The following is an 18,042-nucleotide window of genomic DNA, read 5'->3' on the forward strand; positions in this document are numbered from 1 at the left end:
ACCCGAAACGAACCGGGAGGTCCAGAAATGAATCCGACGCGTCGCCAGGCTCTGGCGCTCGCCGGTGCGGCCGGTGCTGCGCTCGCCGCGCCCGCCATCGCGCAATCGCCGTGGCCCAACAAGCCGGTGCGCTTCGTCGTGCCGTTCCCGCCGGGGCAGGCCGCCGACATCTTCGCGCGCCTGATGGCCGAGAAGCTCGGCGAGATGTGGAAACAGCAGGTCATCGTCGAGAACAAGGGCGGCGGCAGCGGCATTCCGGCGACCGAGTTCGGCAAGGCGGCGGCACCCGACGGCTACACTCTGATGGTGGTCTCAAGCGGCACGTTCGGGGTCAATCCGAGCCTCTATCCCGATCTGCCGTACAAGCCCCTCACGGATTTCCTGCCGATCTCCAACATCTTCCTGGTGCCGCTGGTGATTGTGGCGCACCCGAGCCTGCCAGTGAACACGCTGGCCGAACTGATCGCGCTTGCGAAGAAGGAGCCGGGCCAGCTCTCCTACGCCTCGGCCGGGCCGGGAACGTCGCAGCATCTCAGCATGGAGCTGTTCAAGCTGAAAGCCGGCGTCGACATCGTGCACATTCCCTACAAGGGCAGCGGCCCGGCGATGGCGGACCTGCTCGGTGGCCATGTCAAACTGATGATGGACAGCACGGCGTCGGCTCTGAATCACATCAAGGACGGGCGCATCAAGGCGCTGGCGGTGACGACGGCGCGGCCCGCACCGGCGCCGCTCGACAAGATTCCGCTGATAGCGGCCACCCTTCCCGGTTTCAATGCCGCCGGCTGGTCGGGGCTCGCGGCGCCGGCCCGCACGCCGCTGGAGATCGTGGCCAAGGTCAGCAAGGACATGCAGACGCTGCTGAACGACGAGGCGGTGATCAAGCAGATCGAGCAGCGCGCCGCCCTGCCGGCGCCCGGCACGCCCATCCAGTTCGCCGAGTTCATCAAGAACGAGATCGACACCTGGGGCGCCGTCGTCCGGGCCACGGGGACCAAGCCCGGAACCTGAGGGCGGCATGAAGCTCTATAGCCTGAAGAACGGCGTCAATCCGCGTCGCGTCCGCATCTTTCTTGCCGAGAAGAAGGTGACGGTTCCGATCGAGGAGTTCGACATGGAGAGCGCGGGCCACAAGCAGGCCACGTTCCTTGCCAAGAATCCGCTCGGCACGTTGCCCGTTCTCGAGTTGGACGACGGCACGCTGATCTCGGAGTCGGTCGCGATTTGCCGCTACTTCGAGGAGATGATCCCGGAGCCACCGCTGTTCGGCCGCTCCTCTCTCGAGCGTGCCCGGGTCGAGATGTGGAATAGACGCATGGAGCTCGAGTTGCTGCTGCCGACCATCGACGTCTTCGTACATACCAACCCGTTCTGGACCGGCCGGCGAACGCAGGTCGCGGCGTGGGGCGAGCAGCGCCACAAGTTGCTGGTCGAGCGCATGCGCTGGCTCGACAGCGAATTGAAGGGCCGCGCGTTCATCGGAATCGACCACTACAACATCGCCGACATCACTGCGCAGGTGGCGATCCTGACGGCGCGCGGTGCGCTGAAGCTCGCGATCCCCGAGGATCACGCCAACCTGACGCGCTGGTGGAACGCCGTCTCGGCGCGGCCGACCTCGCGCGCCTGAAGCCTCAGATGCCGAAGGCGCGCAGGCCGTAGATCAGGCCGACCACCAGAAGGCCGACGAAGATCGTCTCGGTGATCAGCAGCATCACCGGGGCCATGCCGATGCGTACGAGGGCCACCAGCGAGGTCTTCATGCCAAGTGCCGCGATGGCGGTGATGATCAGGAACGCCGAGATCTGGCCGACAGCATCGCGCACGACGGCGGGGATGAGGCCCAGTGAGTTGAGCGCGGCGAGCGCGAGGAAGCCGAACAGGAAGACCGGCGGCGTCGGCCGCGCGGTCGCCTGCGGGCCGCCGCCGCGGGCCACCCACCAGGCGATGCCGGCTATGGCCGGCAGCAAGGCCGCCACGCGCAGCAGCTTGGTGATGATGGCGTCGCTGAGCACCTGCGGCCCCATCGTCTGGCCCGCGCCGGCGACCTGCGCCACGTCGTGGATCGCCCCGCCCAGAAACACGCCCATCTCGAACAGAGAGAAGCCCAATACCTCGCGCAGGGTGGGATAGATCACCATCACCACGGTGCTGAGGAAGTTGATACCCATCACGGTGAAGGCGAGGTCACGATCCGAGTTCTCGTGCTTGGGCAGCACCGCCGAGGCGGCCATCGCCGCGGCCGCCCCGCACACGCCGGTGGAGCAGCCAGTGAGCAGACCGAAATTCTGACTGAGCCCGAAAAAGCGGGAGAGCCAGGCCCCGAAGGCGATGGTGCAGCCGACGGCCGATACTGCGACCAAGATGGGAAGGGCGCCACCTTCGACGAGCTGGCCGAGTGTCAAGCGGGCCCCCAGCAAGGCGACGCCGACGCGCAGAAGGGTGCGGCCGGCAAACTCAAGTCCGGGCTTCAGCGTCGGCTTCACCGACAGGGGCTGTAGCGCCATTCCGATGACGAGGGTGAGGATCAGGGGCGGGATCCACACGGCACCGAAGCGCAGCAGGCTGTGAGTGTCTGCATAGTATGCCACGGCAGCAATGGCGGCACACAGCGCGATCCCGGGTGCCGACCGGCGGAGATTGTCGGGCGCCCAGAGACGGGCAAGGTCGCCGGCGACGGCGCTGCTACGCATCGATCACGGCCACCAGCTGGCCTTCGCCGATCGCTTCGCCTTCGCTGACCTTGATCTCCCTGATGACGCCGGCCTTGGGCGACAGGACGGGGATTTCCATCTTCATCGACTCGAGGATCATGATCTCGCCGTCGGCCTCGATGCGATCACCCGGCTTGGATTGGATCTTCCAGACATTGCCGGCGATTTCCGACTTCACATTGACGACGGCCATGTCCGAGACGTCCCCCCGTTCACTGTTATTCAGCTTTTTCCGCCAGCGCGCGCGCCAGTGCAAGCGCGGAGCCCCCCACGCGCGCGCCGAGCCGGTATGCGACCTTGTTGACGTCTGAAATCGTCCCGTCCTGCAGGGTGGAACGTCCATCGCCGATACGCGCGGACTGCGCGGCGACTGCGATGGCGGCGATATCTTCCCTGGCCAATTCGGGCAGCGCCAGCACACCCCCACGGTCGGCGCCGAAGCCCGCGTCGTTGAACATCAGCAGAAGCGGCCGGAAGGGCGCCGTGGCCTTGTAGGAGTTGAGCGCACCGTGGCTGCCGGTGGCGACGATGCGCCCACGATCTTCCGGGACCAGCAGGGTGGCCGAATCCGCGCAGATCGCGCCCTCGATCGTGTAGCGGCCCTCGCCCTTGGCGGGCGGGATCGTGTGTGGCCACGGTGCCTGCCGGAGCAGCACGGCGGCCTCGCGCGCAGGCATGCCGGGCACGACGCCGCAGGCCGCGGCGAGCCCGTTGGCCCGGCTGATGATGCCGCGTGCCTGCAGGTCCGCGCCATCGCCGATGCGCGCGCTGGCCGTGGCGACGGCCGCCATCGCCATGCCGAGCCGGTCGGCGTAGGCGAGACCGCTGACGCCGGCCTCGTCCTTGCCGATGCCGGCATCGTGGTGGATGGCGGCGCGGCATCCGAATTTGGCTGACATGTAGGCCGCGTACACGGCGGCATGGCTGGCGCCGATCACCACCGCGCCGTCCGCTTCCGGCGGCAGCTTGGTGACGCTATCGAACACGAGGACGGGAACGTCGACAGGAACGGGCATCGCGCGAACCTAGCCGGGAGGCTATACGTCGGCCATGTCTCAGCCGGTGGACAACAAGGTCGCCATCCTGGTGCTGCAGCACCCGCAGGAGCAGGACCGCGTGCTGGGCACGGCCGGCCTGCTGGCCGGATCGCTGGCCAACGCCAAGGTCGTCGTCGGCCTGTCGTGGCGCAATCTCGCGCACGCCTGGGGAGCGCCCGCCGAAACGCGCGACTGGGGCGTGCTCTATCTCGGGTCGACCCAGGTCAAGGGGCGGGGCGAAGGGCTGGGCCCGCTGGTCGCCGTCGGCCGCACCGGCGAGGCGCTGGCGGACCAGCCGTCGGCGCGGGCCGGGCTCAAGGGCCTGATCGCGCTCGACGGCAACTGGGCGCAGGCCAAGGCGCTGTGGTGGCGCAACGCGTGGCTGACCCGCCTGCGCCGGTTCGTCGTCGTGCCCGATGGCCCCTCGCTCTACGGGGAATTACGGCGCGAGGCGCGGCCCGATGCAGTCTCGACCCTCGAAGCGGTGGCGCTGTCTCTGCAGGTGCTCGAAGGCGATGCTGCGCTGCGGGAGAAACTGCTCGTGCCGTTTCGCGCGTTGTTGGCAAAGGCACGTCGCGAGGGCGTGCGGGATTCCAAACGGGATCGTCGCGTCCGGCGTTAGCCCCTATACTTCGCGCCATGCTCGACCAGCCGGCGGCCCAACTTCCCGTGTCCCAGCGGACCAACCCGGAGCGTTCCTTCACTGAGGAGGTTCGCGCGCTGCGGCTGGGCGAGGGCGAGGTCTTCCGCGGCGAGGGCATCCTCGCCGTCACCAAGGCGATCCTGCAATCGGGCGTTGCCTATGTCGGCGGCTACCAGGGCGCGCCGGTGTCGCATCTGGTCGATGTGCTGGTCGAATCGCAGGACCTGCTCGACGAGCTCGGCGTCCATCTCGAGACCTGCACCAATGAATCGTCCGCGGCTGCGCTGCTCGGCGCCTCGATCAACTATCCGATGCGCGGCTGCGTAACCTGGAAGTCGATCGTCGGGACCAACGTGGCGGCCGATGCGCTCTCCAACCTCGCGTCGCCCGGCGTGATCGGCGGCGCGCTGATCGTCGTCGGCGAGGACTATGGCGAGGGCGCCTCCGTCATCCAGGAGCGCACCCAGGCCTATGCGCTCAAATCCTCCGTCTGGCTGATGGACCCGCGCCCCTCGCTGCCGACCATCGTACGCTGCACGGAAATGGCATTCGAGCTTTCGGAGGCGACCAACACGCCGGTGATGATGGAGCTGCGCATCCGCGCCTGCCATGTCACGGGAGAGTTCGTCGCCAAGGACAACGTGCCGCCTTCCATCTCGCGCAACCGGCGGCTCGCCGAGCCGGCGGCCCACAATTACGACCGCATCTCGCACCCGCCGTCGACCTACGCGCACGAGAAGATCAAGGTCGAGGTCCGCCAGCCCGCGGCGGAGCGGTTCATCGTCGAGAATGGCTTGAACGAACTGCTGCCCGGGGAACGCTCCGATCTCGGCATCATCGTACAGGGCGGCATCACCAATGTGCTGGTGCGCGGCCTGGATCGGCTGGAGGTCGCGGGCAGGATCCCGACCCTGGTGCTGAACGTCACCCATCCGCTGGCGCCCGACCAGATCGTCGATTTCTGCAAGGACAAGCGCGCCGTGCTGGTCGTGGAGGAGGGCGCGCCCGACTACATCGAGCAGGCGATCCACGTCCTGTTGCGCAAGCGCGACGTCGACACGAGGATCTACGGCAAGGACGTGCTGCCGATGGCCGGCGAGTACACCGCCGAGGTCGTGACCGAAGGGCTGCTGAAGTTCTTCGCCCAGTCGGCCAACGACATCGACCTGAGCGGCCCACGCGAACGTTTCGAGGCGGCGCGCGCCGGTCGCGCCGAGGCGCAGCGCCTGCTGGGCGGGCCGCTGCCCTTGCGGCCGCCGGGCTTCTGCGTGGGATGCCCCGAGCGGCCGGTCTTCTCGGCGATCAAGCTGCTGGAGCGCGAGGTCGGCAAGGTCCACATCTCGAGCGACATCGGCTGCCATTCGTTCGCGACCCTGGCGCCGTTCAATCTCGGGAACTCGATCCTGGGCTTCGGCATGTCGCTGGCCGCCGCCGGCGCGGTGGCGCCGGTGATGCAGAAGCGGACGATCTCGGTGATGGGCGATGGCGGCTTCTGGCACAACGGGCTCCTGAGCGGCGTCGCCTCCTCGATGTTCAATCGCGGCGACCGCGTCCTTGTCATCATGCAGAACGGCTATACCTCGGCCACGGGCGCGCAGTTCATACCCAACACGTCGGGTAACCGTCGCGACGGTGAGACGACATCGGACATCGCGGCAACGCTTAAGGCGATGGGCGTCGGCTGGCTGCGCACCATCCGTACCTACAATGTCGGCACGATGCTCAAGACGTTGCGAGAGGCGATGAGCACCGATGACAAGGGGCTCAAGGTCATCGTGGCCGACGGCGAATGCCAGCTCGCCCGCCAGCGCCGCATTCGTCCGCAAATCGCCGCACAATTGAAGCGCGGCGAGCGGGTCGTGCGGACGCGCTACGGCGTCGACGACGAGGTCTGCACGGGCGATCATTCCTGCATCCGGCTATCCGGCTGCCCGTCGCTGGTGGTGAAGCCCAGTCCCGACCCGCTGCGAACCGACCCTGTCGCGAGCGTCAACAACGGCTGCGTCGGCTGCGGCCTGTGCGGCGAGGTCGCCGATGCCGCCGTGCTCTGCCCGTCCTTCTACAAGGCGGACATCGTGCAGAACGCGACCTGGTGGGACCGCCTGAGGTGGAAACTCCGTTCGAAGGTGATCGGAGCCATGGCGTCATGAACGCGCGGCGCGCTACCGGCGCATGAACCCCGTCACCATCCTGATTGGCGCGCTGGGCGGCGATGGTGGCGGCGTGCTGTGCGACTGGATCGTGGCGGCGGCGCAGAGCCGCGGACGAGCGGTGCAGGCGACGCAAATTCCGGGCGTCGCGCAACGTACCGGCGCCACGACCTACTATATCGAGGTCATGCCGGCGGGCGCGCCATCTTCGACCGTACTGGCACTCAATCCCGCGATCGGCGAGGTCGACGTGGCCCTGGCCACCGAACTGCTGGAAGCCGGTCGCATGATCTTCAACGGCTTCGTGACGCCGGATCGTACGACGCTGATCGCGTCAACGCATCGCGTGCTGGCGATCGGCGAGCGCATGGCGATGGGCGACGGCAGCTTCGATGTCGGCCGCCTTCTGCGGGCCGTGAAGGAACGCAGCCGCGAGCAGATCCTGTTCGACATGGATCAGGCGGCCGAGGAGTCCGGCGGCGTGATCAACGCGGTGCTTCTGGGTGCGCTGGCCGGCTCGGGCAAGCTGCCCATTCCCGACGAGGCGTTCGAGGCGGCGATCCGCCAGGCCGGCAAGTCCGTCGACACCAACCTCGCGGCCTTCGCCTTCGGGCGTGGCCATGCCCGCGGCGAACTGGAGCAGGCGGTGCGCGAGCATCGCAAGCGGCAGACGGCGGCGCAGGGCGTCGAGGACCTGATCGAACGGGCGAGGCGTACCTATCCGGTCGGCACTCTCGACGTCGTGGAGGAGGGTATCCGCCGGCTCACGGCCTATCAGGACCGGCGCTACGCGGCGCTCTATCTCGATCGTCTCGACACGATCCAGGCGTTGGGATCGGGCGAATTGCTGCGCGAGGTCGCGCGCCATCTCGCGGTGCGCATGTCCTTCGAGGACGTGATCCGTGTGGCCCAGGCCAAGACTTCGGGCGAGCGGATGGCGCGCGTTCGGGCCGAGGTCCGGGCCAAGGAGCAGGAGCCGCTTGAGATCACCGAGCATTTCAAGCCGGGCATCGAGGAGATTGCCGCCATCCTGCCGCCGTCGCTGGCACGGCGCCTGACCGGTTGGGGCGAACGGACCGGACGGCTCGGCAAGACCTACTTCTCGATGCAGGTGCGCACGACCACCGTGCTGGGCTTCGCGCGGCTGCGCCTCGTGGCCGGCCTGCGCTGGTGGCGGCCGCGCACCTCGCGCTACGTCGAGGAGCAGGCGGCGATCGAATGCTGGCTGAGGCAGATCCGCGGCGCTGCACCGCTCGCGATCGAACTCGCGCAGGAGATCGCCGAAACGGCCCGGCTCATCAAGGGCTACGGCGACACTCACAAGCGTGGCCTCGCCAACTACCGGCGAATCTCGGACGCGGTGATCGCGCCGGCACTGGCAGGCCGCCTGCCGCCGCGCACGGCAGCCGATGCCGTCGCCAATGCGCGCGTCGCGGCACTGTCCGATCCCGAGGGGGAGTCGCTGACGCGGACGCTGGCGGCCATCGCCAGCACGATATCGACACTCAAGCAGGCAGCGGAATGAACGACAAAGCCGAACCGGCAGCGATCGACGTCGCGGCGCTGGCTTGCCGTGACGAACTCTGCAGGAGCCTGGGCATCGAGCTCGTCGAGGCCTCGCTCGGCCGGGCCGTGACGCGCGTGATGATCGAGCGGCGTCATCTCAACTTCAATGGCGTGGGCCATGGCGGCCTGACCTTCACGCTCGCGGACGCCGCCTTCGGTTTCGCCTGCAATTCGCAGGGCGTCGTCTCGGGCAGCATCGACGCCCACATCGTCTACAGCGCTGCGGTGCGCCTCGGCGAGGTCCTGACCGCCAGGGCGATCGAGATCTCGCGCTCCAGCAAGGCCTCGAACTACCGCATCGATGTGGTGCGTGCCGACGGCAAGCTGGTCGCCGCGATGACCGGCACCGCCCTGATCAGCGGCAAGCCGGTGGTGGTGTAGCCATGGAGCGCGCCACTCCCGTGGCGCTCTTCTCTTGTCGTTTCTCGCGACGATGCTTGAGCACCATGGGAATGGCGCGCTCCGATGAGGCCTAAGCCGCCCCCTTCAGGATGTCCGCCATCTTCTCGCCGACCATGATCGAGGGCGCGTTGGTGTTGCCGGACGGCATCGTCGGGAAGATCGAGGCGTCGGCGACGCGCAGGCCCTGGATGCCGTGCACCCGAAGCTTGTCGTCGACCACGGTGTTCTGGCCCTCGGGCCCCATGCGGCAGGTGCCGATCGGGTGATAGGCCGTCTGCGAGTTGTTGCGGATCCACGTGAGGATCTCCTCGTCGGTCTGTACCGACGGTCCGGGCGAGAACTCCTCGTCACGGTAGGGATCCATGGGCTTGGCATCGACGATGCGGCGCATCATGCGGAACCCTGCCGTCATCGCGTCCTGGTCGATCTTGTCGGCGAGGAAGTTGAAGCGAATGGCCGGATGCGCCTTGGGATCGGCCGATCGGATGTGTATCGAGCCCAGGCTCTCGGGCCGCAGCTGGTAGCAGGCAATCGTCATCGACGGAAAATCCTGCAGCTTGCGGGTCTTCGGGTCCTTGATCGAGTAGGGCACGAGATGCATCTGGACGTCGGGCGTCTCGAGCTCGGGCCGGGTCTTCAGGAAGCCGAGCAGGGGCGCCGAGGGCAGGCTCATGAAGCCGCCGCCGGTGGCGAGGTACTTCATCATCTGCGTGACCGCGCCGATGCCGCGAGCCATGTGGTTGTAGGAGACGTTGGCCACCTTCAGGCGCCAGATGATGCGGGCGTTGATGTGGTCGCGGAAGTTCTCGCCGACCGCCTTCAGCTCGTGTTTCACCTCGATGCCGTGCTTCTTCAGCAGCTCAGGCTGCCCGATACCCGAGAGTTCGAGGATCTGCGGGCTGGCGACACCGCCGGCGGACAGGATCGTCTCCTTGGCGCGGGCCTGGACCGTCTTGCCGTCCTTCTCGTACGCGACACCGATGCAGCGCTTGCCCTCTAGCAGGACGCGCAGTGTATGGGCGTGGGTGACGACATGCAGGTTCGGCCGCTTCATCGCCGGCTCGATGTAGCAATGGGCCACGCTCATGCGCCGGCCCTTGTAGATCGAGGTCTGCGTCTTCACGACGCCTTCCTGGTCCTCGCTGTTGTAGTCCGGGTTGGTCTTGAAGCCGGCGGCCTTCGAGGCCTCGAACAGCGCATCGTACAGCGGGTTCTGGTCGGGCACGGTGGAGACCTTGAGCGGACCGTCGGTGCCGCGCCCGTTCGAGCCGTCGCCGTCGACGAAGTTCTCCATGCGGGTGAAGAGCGGGGCGACGTCGCGCCAGCTCCAGCCGCGGCAGCCCATCTGCGCCCAGGTGTCGAAATCGAGCGGCTGGCCGCGCACCCAGACCAGGCCGTTGATCGAGCTCGAGCCGCCCAGCACCTTGCCACGCGGCACCGGGATCACCCGGTTGGCGGTATTGGGTTCGGGCTCCGACTGGTAGAGCCAGTTGGCCGCCGGGTTGTCGATCAGGAGGCCGAACGACAGCGGCATGCGGGAGTAGGGATGGCTGGCCGCGCCGGCCTCCAGCAGGAGTACCTTGTTGGTGGGGACCTCGGTCAACCGGGCAGCCAGCGCGCCGCCCGCCGAACCGGCGCCAACGATGATGTAGTCGTACTCGGCCATTTCCCCGGATCCTTGCGTATTGTCGTCATGCAACCCTAGCGCACCGCCATGCAGATAGCAGGGCCAATCTCGCCTCGACAGGTGTGCAGTCGCATGTTCCGATGAGCGGTCGCCGAAACGGGGGAGCCAGGCGCCTCACGGCCGGGTGAAAGCAAGACCAGGATGCTGGGTTTGGTCCGGGTCGCACTCAAGCGACCCTATACGTTCGTCGTCATGGCGTTGTTGATCCTGATCGTCGGGCCGCTCGCGGCCCTGCGTACGCCGGTCGACATCTTCCCCGAGATCAGGATCCCCGTCATCGCCGTGGTCTGGCAGTACACGGGCCTGCCGCCCGACCAGATGTCGGGCCGCGTGATGCTGAATTTCCAGCGCGCGCTCACGACGACCGTCAACGACATCGAGCATATCGAGGGCACGTCCTATACCGGCGTCGGAATCGTGAAGATCTTCTTCCAGCCGGGTGTCGACATCAGCATTGCCAATGCGCAGGTCACGGCCATCGCCCAGACCGTGCTCCGGCAGATGCCGCCCAACATCACGCCGCCGCTGATCCTGAACTACAATGCCGCCACCGTGCCGATCATCCAGCTCGCGCTGGCCGGCAAGGGCGTGCCCGAGCAGGCGGTGTTCGACCTCGCCATCAACACCGTCCGCACGCCGCTGGTGACCGTCCCGGGAGCGGCCATCCCGTTCCCGTTCGGCGGCAAGTTCCGGCAGATCCAGATCGATCTCGATCCCGCGGCCCTGCAGGCGCGGGGCCTGTCGGCGGCCGACGTGGCCAATGCGCTGGCCGCGCAGAACCTCCTGACGCCGGTTGGCACCCAGAAGATCGGCGGCCACGAGTACGCGATCCAGCTCAACAACGCGCCGGCCGACTTCAACGCACTGGCGGACATCCCCGTGTTTGCGGCCAACGGCACCGTGGTCTACCTGCGCGACGTGGCGCAGGTGCGGGACGGCAACCCGCCGCAACAGAATATCGTGCATGTGGACGGCGGCCGGTCGGTGCTGCTGGCCGTGCTCAAGAACGGCACGACGTCGACGCTGGCGATCATTGCCGGCATCAAGGAGCGCGTCGCGGAGCTGAAGAAGGTGCTGCCCGCCAATGTGTCCCTGGCCGTCCTGGGCGACCAGTCGCTGTTCGTCGAGGGCGCGGTCTCGGGCGTGGCACACGAGGCCGTGCTGGCTGCGGTGCTCACGAGCCTGATGATTCTGCTGTTCCTCGGAAGCTGGCGCTCGACCGTGATCATTGCCATCTCGATTCCGCTCGCCATCCTGGGGTCGATCGCGCTGCTGGCGGCGTTCGGCGAGACGCTGAACATCATGACCCTGGGCGGACTGGCTCTTGCGGTCGGCATCCTGGTCGACGATGCCACGGTGACCATCGAAAACATCAACTGGCATCTGGAGCAGGGCAAGGACGTCGAGACCGCGATCATGGACGGCGCCCGCCAGATCGTGACGCCTGCCTTCGTGTCGCTGCTCTGCATCTGCATCGTCTTCGTGCCGATGTTCTTCCTGGAGGGCGTGGCGCGCTTCCTGTTCGTGCCGATGGCCATGGCAGTGATCTTCGCGATGGTCTGCTCGTTCATCCTGTCGCGCACCCTGGTGCCGACGATGGCCAACTTCCTGCTGAAGCCGCACGGGGCGCACAGTCACGGCGAGGCGCCGCCGCCATCGCGCAACCCGCTGGTGCGCTTCCAGCGCGGCTTCGAGGCCCGGTTCGAGAGATTGCGCGCGGTCTATCACGACCTGCTGGGCCTGGCGCTCGCCCGTCGCGGCGTGTTCATCGTCTGCTTCATGGCCTTCGTGCTGGGGTCGTTCGCGCTGGTCCCGTTCCTCGGCCGAAATTTCTTTCCCACCGTCGATTCCGGGCAGATCCTGATGCATGTGCGCGCACCCATCGGCACCCGCGTCGAGGAGACCGCCAACAGCTTCGTGGACATCCAGAAGGCGATCCGCACCATCATTCCGCCCAGCCAGATCGCCACGATGGCCGACAATGTCGGCATGCCGGTCAGCGGCATCAACATGGCCTACAACAACACCGGCACGATCGGACCGCAGGACGGCGACATCCAGATCAAGCTGACGCCGGACCACCGGCCGACCGAGGAATACGTCGCGGCGTTGCGCGAGCGGCTGCCCGAACTTTTTCCCGGCTTCACCTTCTCCTTCCTGCCGGCCGACATCATCAGCCAGATCCTCAACTTCGGCGCCCCGTCGCCGATCGACGTCCAGGTCCGCACATCGGACACCAATGCCGGCTTCGAGCACGCCAACAGGCTGCTGGCACGTATCCGCCAGATCCCCGGAGTCGTCGACGCGCGCATCCAGCAGTCGCGCGGCGCGCCGGTCTTCGCCGTCGACATCGACCGCTCGCGTGCCCAGACCGTCGGTCTCACGACACGCGACGTGACCAATTCGCTGGTCGTCAATCTCGCCGGCTCCAGCCAGGTGGCTCCGACCTACTGGCTCAACCCGGCCAACGGCGTGACCTACAACATCGTCATGCAGACGCCGCAGTACCGGCTGGATTCGCTGGCCTCGCTCAGCAACCTGCCGATCATGGCACCCGCTGCCGCCCAGCTTCAGGTTCTGGGGGGCGTGGCCGACATCAAGCGTTCGTCCGCCAACGCCGTGGTCTCGCAGTACGACCTTCAGGGCATGGTCCAGGTCTATGCCGGCGTGCAAGGCAGGGACCTCGGGGCCGTGGCGGCGGACGTTCGCGCCGTCGTGGCGGAACTGGCGCCGCAACAATCTCCGCGCATCCGGTCGGTCAAGGTCCAGGGCCAGGTCAAGACCATGGAATCGGCCTTTTCGGGCCTCCTGTTCGGTCTCCTCGGCGCGGTGGTCCTGATCTACCTGCTGATCGTCGTGAACTTCCAGTCGTGGAGCGATCCGTTCGTGATCATCACGGCGCTGCCCGCTGCCCTGGCCGGCATCGTCTGGATGCTGTTCGCCACGGGGACCACGCTCTCGGTGCCGGCCCTGACCGGCGCCATCATGTGCATGGGCGTGGCGACCGCCAACTCCGTGCTCGTGATCTCCTTCGCCCGCGAGCGGCTGCTCGAACTGGGGGATGCGACGGCGGCCGCGCTCGACGCCGGCGTCGTCCGTTTCCGGCCCGTCATCATGACGGCACTCGCCATGATCATCGGCATGACTCCCATGGCGCTGGGCATGGGCGAGGGCGGCGAGCAGAACGCGCCGCTCGGCCGGGCGGTCATCGGCGGCCTTGTATTTGCCACCATCGCCACGTTGATGTTCGTTCCCGTGGTCTTCAGCGTCGTCCACCGCAATCACGGCAAGGCGCCCCCTGCGGCGCGCGCCCCCGTGCCCGGAGCGCCTCATGTCGCCTGAAACCCCTGCCGCTTCCTCCAAGCCGCGTTCCCGGCGCGGCCTCGTGCTGTTCGGCTTTGCGGTGGCCCTGGGCCTCGCAGCCGTCGTGGCCAACGGCATCTGGACCAGGAAGGCCAGTGAAGCGCGGCTGAAGGACTGGACCGACACCCAGGCGGTGCCGACGGTCAGCGTCATCAACCCCTCGACCGGCGCCAACAAGACGTCGCTCGACCTGCCGGGGCGGCTCGAGGCCTATTCACGCGCGCCGATCTACGCCCGCGTCGGCGGGTTCCTTAAGGCTTGGTATGTCGATATCGGTGCGCCCGTGAAGGCCGGCCAGCTTCTGGCCGAGATCGAGGCGCCCGATCTCGACCAGCAGCTCCTGCAGGCCAAGGCATCGCTCGCCAGCGCCCAGGCGGCCGAGCAACTGGCGACCGTGACGGCGGGGCGCTGGCAGCAGCTCGGCGGCGCCAATACGGTGTCGCGCCAGACGGTCGACGAGAAGACCGGCGACCTCACGGTAAAACAGTCGCTCACGAGGGCAGCCCAAGCCGCCGTAGACCGCCTCGAGGTCCTGTCGGCTTACAAGCGCATCACGGCGCCGTTCGACGGCATCGTGACGAACCGCAACACGGATGTCGGAGCGCTCATCAGCGCCGAATCGAGCGCCGGGCTCGCGCTGTTCGTCATTTCCGACGTCGAAAGACTTCGCCTGAACGTCAGCATCCCGCAGAATTTCGTGCCGGCGGTAAAGCTCAATACGAACGTGCAGATCACGGTCCCCGAGTATCCCGGCAAGATCTACAGGGGCGTGGTCGAAGCGTCGGCCCGTGCCGTCGATGCCCAGACCGGCACGACCCGAATGCAGGTCGTGGTGGACAATGCCCACGGAGAACTGATGCCCGGCGCCTTCGCCAACACGCGCATCGAGCTGCCGTCCAGTATGGAGTCGCTGGCCGTGCCGGCGGGCGCGCTGATCTTCGACCAGAAAGGCCTGCGGGTCGCCACCGTCGACGCCAACAGCAAGGTCGTGCTGAAGCCGGTCACGATCGCACGCGACCTCGGCCAGATCGTGGAGATCGGCAGCGGCCTCGCGGCCCAGGATCGGGTCATCGAAAGCCCGCCGGACGGGCTTGCCAACGGCGACCCGGTGCGGGTCGTCGATACCGCCAGGCCCGCCGCCGTGCGATAAAAGTCTCCCGCCACGGGGGCGGCGGAGACGGCGATGATCGATACGGAAAAGGGCAGGGCCGAGGTCACGCGGTTTACGATCGATGTCGCGGTTCGACTCGGTCTGATCGCGACCATCGTCTATGTGACTTTGCTGCTGCTGCAGCCGGTGGCGCCGCTGATGCTCTGGGCCATCATCCTGTCGGTCGCCGTCTTTCCCCTTTTCAACATTGTGCGCCGCCGTCTGCACATCCGCGACGGTCTCGCCGCCGCACTGTTCTCGGTCCTGCTGTTGGTGCTGCTGCTGACGCCGGTGGTGATCCTGGCCGGATCGGCGATCGATAGCCTGGACGCCTATGCGAGAATGCTGTTGCGGGGCGAGCATGTCGTGCCGCCACCGCCTGAATCGGTGCGTGACTGGCCGATGGTCGGCAACCGCGTCTACGAATTCTGGCTGAACGGCTCCAACGATATACGCGCGCTGGTGACCACCCATGTCGGCCAGCTCGCTTCCGCCGGCCGCTGGATCGGTCGCGTTGCCGGAGGGGTGTTCCTGGAGGTGCTGCAGTTCGCCGGCGATCATCGTGGCGGGCATCCTGCTGGCCTATTCCGACGAATTGCTGGAGACGGTTCGTGGCCTTGCGGGCCGTGTCGCCGACAAGCGTGGCCGGCACTTCCTCGAGATCGCCGGCTCGACGATCCGCAACGTCTCGCAGGGCGTCATCGGCATCGCGCTCCTGCAGTCGGCGCTGCTCGGCATCGGCATGCTGGTGGCGGGCGTGCCGTTCGCGGGCCCCATCACCTTCGTCTGCCTGGTGCTGGCCATCGTTCAGGTCGGGCCCAACATCATCATGATCCCGGTCATCGTCTGGACCTGGATGTACCTTCCGGCCCTGCATGCCGGTCTCTTCACCGTCTACACGCTGCCGCTGCTGCTGCTCGACAACGTGCTGCGCCCCATCCTGATGGCGCGCGGCCTGCCGACGCCGATGGCCGTGATCCTGGCCGGCGTCATCTGCGGCACGCTGGCCGGGGGGCTGATCGGCCTGTTCGTCGGCCCTGTGGTTCTTTCCGTCTTCTACGACCTGCTGGTCGCGTGGATCGCGTCCGGCGTCAGGTCCGAGGAAGAGGGCGACGCCTCCGCGCCCCCGGCCTGACACGTCGCCCGGACCAATCCCTTACTTCTTCTTCGGGCGGATGGCGTCCCACTGCTCGTCGGTCCAGTCGAGCATGGCCGAGGTGTTGGCGCCGCCGCCGCCCGACTGCAGCATCTTGCCGCCGTCGATGACGATGGCATCGCCGTTGATGTAGGCCGCGCCGTCGCTCACCAGAAAGGCGGCGAGGTTGGCCAGCTCGATATGCTCGCCGGTGCGGCGCATCGGGATCGCCTTGATCATCTCGTCCTGACCGCCGCGTTCTTTCGGCATCAGCCGGCTCCAGGCGCCCTCGGTCGGAAAGGGGCCGGGGACGATCGCGCAGGTGCGGATGCCCTTGGGACCCCATTCGACGGCGAGGCTCTTGGTCATCGCCAGAACGCCCGCCTTGGCCATCGCCGAGGGCACGGTGAAGGGCGCGCCGGTCAGTGATGAGACGGTGAGGATCGACATCACCACCTTGTTGCGCTCGCCGGCCTCGATCCAGCGGCGGCCGGCCGCCACGGTGCAATAGGCCGAGCCGTGCAGCACGATGCCGAGCACGGCGTCGATCGCCCGTGGCGACATCTTGTGGGTCTGCGCCAGGATCTGGCCGGCGGCGTTGTTGACGAGGATGTCGAGCGGGCGCTTCTCCCAGATCTTGTCCATCATCGCCTCGACGGCGTCGGGGACGCGCACGTCGCAGCCCACCGTCTCGATCTCGCCGCCAGTCTCCTTCGCGAGCTCGGCGGCCGTCTCCTTCAGCACGTCCTCGCGGCGGCCGCAGATGATCACGTTGGCGCCGAGTTCGAGGTAGCGGTGTGCCATCGAGCGGCCGAGGCCGGTGCCGCCGCCGGTGACCAGGATGCGCTTGCCCTTGAGCAGGTCGGGTTGGAACATCGTCTTTTCCTACTTCTTGATCTCGGTGAGGGCGATGCCCGAGGCGACCAGTTTGTCGATTTCGGCGGCGGAATAGCCGGCCTCCTCGAGCACGGTCCTGGTGTCGGTGCCGAACTTCTTGGGCTTGGTGCGGGCCTTGGGCGGGGTGCGCGAGAGCTTTACGGGATTGCCGACGTTCCGCCAGCCATCCTTCTCCCACACCATGCCGCGATGCCTCGTGTGCGGCGCCTCCATGACGTCGGAGACTTCGAGCACGGCGGCCGACGGGACGCCGCCGCGCATCAGCTCCTGCGAGAACTCGTTGGCGTCGCGGTCCTTCAACAGTTCGCGCAGCTCGGCCTCGAGCTCGGCACGATGCGCGACACGATCCTTGTTGGTCTTGAAGCGCGGATCATCGGCCAGTTCCGGCTTGCCCAACATCTGCGTGAGCTTCCGGAATTGGCCGTCATTGCCGGCGCCGACCACGATGTTGCGAGTCTTCGTCGGGAAATTCGAGTAGGGCACCAGGCTCGCATGGCTGTTGCCGACGAGCTTGGGCTTGAGGCCCGCCATGAAATAGTTCGGCGCATGCGGCTGATGCAGCGCGATGGCGCTGTCGTACAGCGTCGCGTCGACGAACTGGCCCTTGCCCGAACGGTTGCGCTCGTAGAGCGCCATCAGAATGCCGATCGTGGCGTTCATGCCGGTCGAGAGGTCGACCACCGGCACGCCAATGCGGACCTGGCCACCCTCGGGTGAGCCGTTCACCGAGACGAGGCCGGCCGAGGCCTGTACCATGGCGTCATAGCCCGGGAAGCCGCCCAGCGGCCCGTCGGCGCCGAAGCCCGAGACGCGGGCATGGACCAAGCGGGGGAACTTCGCGGCCAGCACGTCGTGGTAGCCGATGCCCCATTTCTCCATCGTGCCGGTCTTGAAATTATCGATCAGCACGTCTGCCGTCTCGAGCAGCTTCAGCAGGACCTCGCGGCCCTCGGGCTTGGAGAGATCGAGGGCGATGGTGCGCTTGTTGCGGTTGATGCCGGCGAAGTAGGCCGAGATGCCTTCGGCGTCGAACGGAGGACCCCAGGTGCGGGTCTCATCGCCCTGCGGCGGCTCGATCTTGATCACGTCGGCGCCGTGGTCGGCCAGCATCTGGCCGCAATAGGGGCCTCCCAGCACACGCGACAGGTCGATCACTTTCAGGCCCTCGAGCGCGCCCCCGCTTGCCACCGGCATTTCGTTCCACTCCACGGATTGAGACAGGAGGCGCGGTTATAGACCATGGGGCGGAGGCCCGGTACCGTCAGGACATGATCGAACGCGAGCTGGATATCGCCACG

Annotated in this window: 15 protein-coding genes; 9 read left to right on the forward strand and 6 right to left on the reverse strand. The window is 67.2% G+C overall.

The window, feature by feature from the left end:
* Nucleotides 1–27: 27 nt before the first annotated feature.
* Nucleotides 28–1,011: a Bug family tripartite tricarboxylate transporter substrate binding protein gene (locus LJ725_RS19385; RefSeq protein WP_230552332.1), complete on the forward strand. Its 984-nt coding sequence runs from the start codon at nt 28–30 to the stop codon at nt 1,009–1,011.
* Between the two features lie 7 nt (nt 1,012–1,018).
* A complete protein-coding gene (locus LJ725_RS19390) occupies nt 1,019–1,630 on the forward strand; it encodes a glutathione S-transferase family protein (protein WP_230552334.1) in 612 nt (203 codons plus the stop codon).
* Between the two features lie 4 nt (nt 1,631–1,634).
* Here the strand turns inward: LJ725_RS19390 and LJ725_RS19395 are convergent, their stop codons facing one another.
* The 3 genes from LJ725_RS19395 to LJ725_RS19405 are packed head-to-tail and all read right to left on the reverse strand — an operon-like array spanning nt 1,635 to nt 3,730.
* Nucleotides 1,635–2,693, reverse strand: coding sequence for a YeiH family protein (locus LJ725_RS19395; RefSeq protein ID WP_230552336.1), 1,059 nt, complete (start codon nt 2,691–2,693; stop codon nt 1,635–1,637).
* A complete protein-coding gene (locus LJ725_RS19400; RefSeq protein ID WP_230552338.1) occupies nt 2,686–2,907 on the reverse strand; it encodes a biotin/lipoyl-binding carrier protein in 222 nt (73 codons plus the stop codon). Before LJ725_RS19400 ends, LJ725_RS19395 begins: the two co-directional genes overlap by 8 nt.
* A 25-nt stretch (nt 2,908–2,932) precedes the next feature.
* A complete protein-coding gene (locus LJ725_RS19405; RefSeq protein ID WP_230552340.1) occupies nt 2,933–3,730 on the reverse strand; it encodes a hypothetical protein in 798 nt (265 codons plus the stop codon).
* Between the two features lie 34 nt (nt 3,731–3,764).
* Between LJ725_RS19405 and LJ725_RS19410 the strand changes: the two genes are divergently transcribed.
* The 4 genes from LJ725_RS19410 to LJ725_RS19425 are packed head-to-tail and all read left to right on the forward strand — an operon-like array spanning nt 3,765 to nt 8,491.
* Nucleotides 3,765–4,373, forward strand: coding sequence for a tRNA-uridine aminocarboxypropyltransferase (locus LJ725_RS19410; protein WP_230552342.1), 609 nt, complete (start codon nt 3,765–3,767; stop codon nt 4,371–4,373).
* A 47-nt stretch (nt 4,374–4,420) separates the two neighbouring features.
* The gene (locus LJ725_RS19415; RefSeq protein WP_230552344.1) at nt 4,421–6,544 is read left to right on the forward strand and encodes a thiamine pyrophosphate-dependent enzyme; all 2,124 of its coding nucleotides are present in this window, start codon (nt 4,421–4,423) and stop codon (nt 6,542–6,544) included.
* Between the two features lie 22 nt (nt 6,545–6,566).
* Nucleotides 6,567–8,069 carry an indolepyruvate oxidoreductase subunit beta family protein gene (locus LJ725_RS19420; RefSeq protein ID WP_230552346.1) on the forward strand — a complete coding sequence of 501 codons (1,503 nt, stop codon included), beginning with the start codon at nt 6,567–6,569 and terminating at the stop codon, nt 8,067–8,069.
* On the forward strand, nt 8,066–8,491 hold the full coding sequence (locus LJ725_RS19425; RefSeq protein WP_230552347.1) for a PaaI family thioesterase: 426 nt from the start codon (nt 8,066–8,068) through the stop codon (nt 8,489–8,491). Before LJ725_RS19420 ends, LJ725_RS19425 begins: the two co-directional genes overlap by 4 nt.
* A gap of 91 nt (nt 8,492–8,582) precedes the next feature.
* On the opposite strand, the gene LJ725_RS19430 is transcribed toward LJ725_RS19425, so the two are convergent.
* Nucleotides 8,583–10,178, reverse strand: coding sequence for a GMC family oxidoreductase (locus tag LJ725_RS19430; protein ID WP_230552348.1), 1,596 nt, complete (start codon nt 10,176–10,178; stop codon nt 8,583–8,585).
* A gap of 162 nt (nt 10,179–10,340) precedes the next feature.
* On the opposite strand from LJ725_RS19430, the gene LJ725_RS19435 reads away from it, so the two are divergent.
* From LJ725_RS19435 to LJ725_RS19445, 3 genes are all read left to right on the forward strand, one after another.
* Nucleotides 10,341–13,541: an efflux RND transporter permease subunit gene (locus LJ725_RS19435; RefSeq protein WP_230552350.1), complete on the forward strand. Its 3,201-nt coding sequence runs from the start codon at nt 10,341–10,343 to the stop codon at nt 13,539–13,541.
* The gene (locus LJ725_RS19440; RefSeq protein WP_230552351.1) at nt 13,531–14,712 is read left to right on the forward strand and encodes an efflux RND transporter periplasmic adaptor subunit; all 1,182 of its coding nucleotides are present in this window, start codon (nt 13,531–13,533) and stop codon (nt 14,710–14,712) included. Before LJ725_RS19435 ends, LJ725_RS19440 begins: the two co-directional genes overlap by 11 nt.
* A 562-nt stretch (nt 14,713–15,274) precedes the next feature.
* The gene (locus LJ725_RS19445) at nt 15,275–15,847 is read left to right on the forward strand and encodes an AI-2E family transporter (protein WP_230552353.1); all 573 of its coding nucleotides are present in this window, start codon (nt 15,275–15,277) and stop codon (nt 15,845–15,847) included.
* Nucleotides 15,848–15,868: 21 nt separating this feature from the next.
* Here LJ725_RS19445 and LJ725_RS19450 read toward each other — a convergent pair whose 3' ends face one another.
* Both LJ725_RS19450 and LJ725_RS19455 read right to left on the reverse strand, forming a co-directional pair.
* A complete protein-coding gene (locus tag LJ725_RS19450) occupies nt 15,869–16,723 on the reverse strand; it encodes an SDR family oxidoreductase (RefSeq protein WP_230552354.1) in 855 nt (284 codons plus the stop codon).
* Nucleotides 16,724–16,732: 9 nt separating this feature from the next.
* Nucleotides 16,733–17,938 carry a CaiB/BaiF CoA transferase family protein gene (locus LJ725_RS19455; protein ID WP_230552359.1) on the reverse strand — a complete coding sequence of 402 codons (1,206 nt, stop codon included), beginning with the start codon at nt 17,936–17,938 and terminating at the stop codon, nt 16,733–16,735.
* Nucleotides 17,939–18,042 lie beyond the last annotated feature (104 nt).

The organism is Reyranella aquatilis, from assembly GCF_020880995.1.
Lineage (GTDB): Bacteria > Pseudomonadota > Alphaproteobacteria > Reyranellales > Reyranellaceae > Reyranella > Reyranella aquatilis.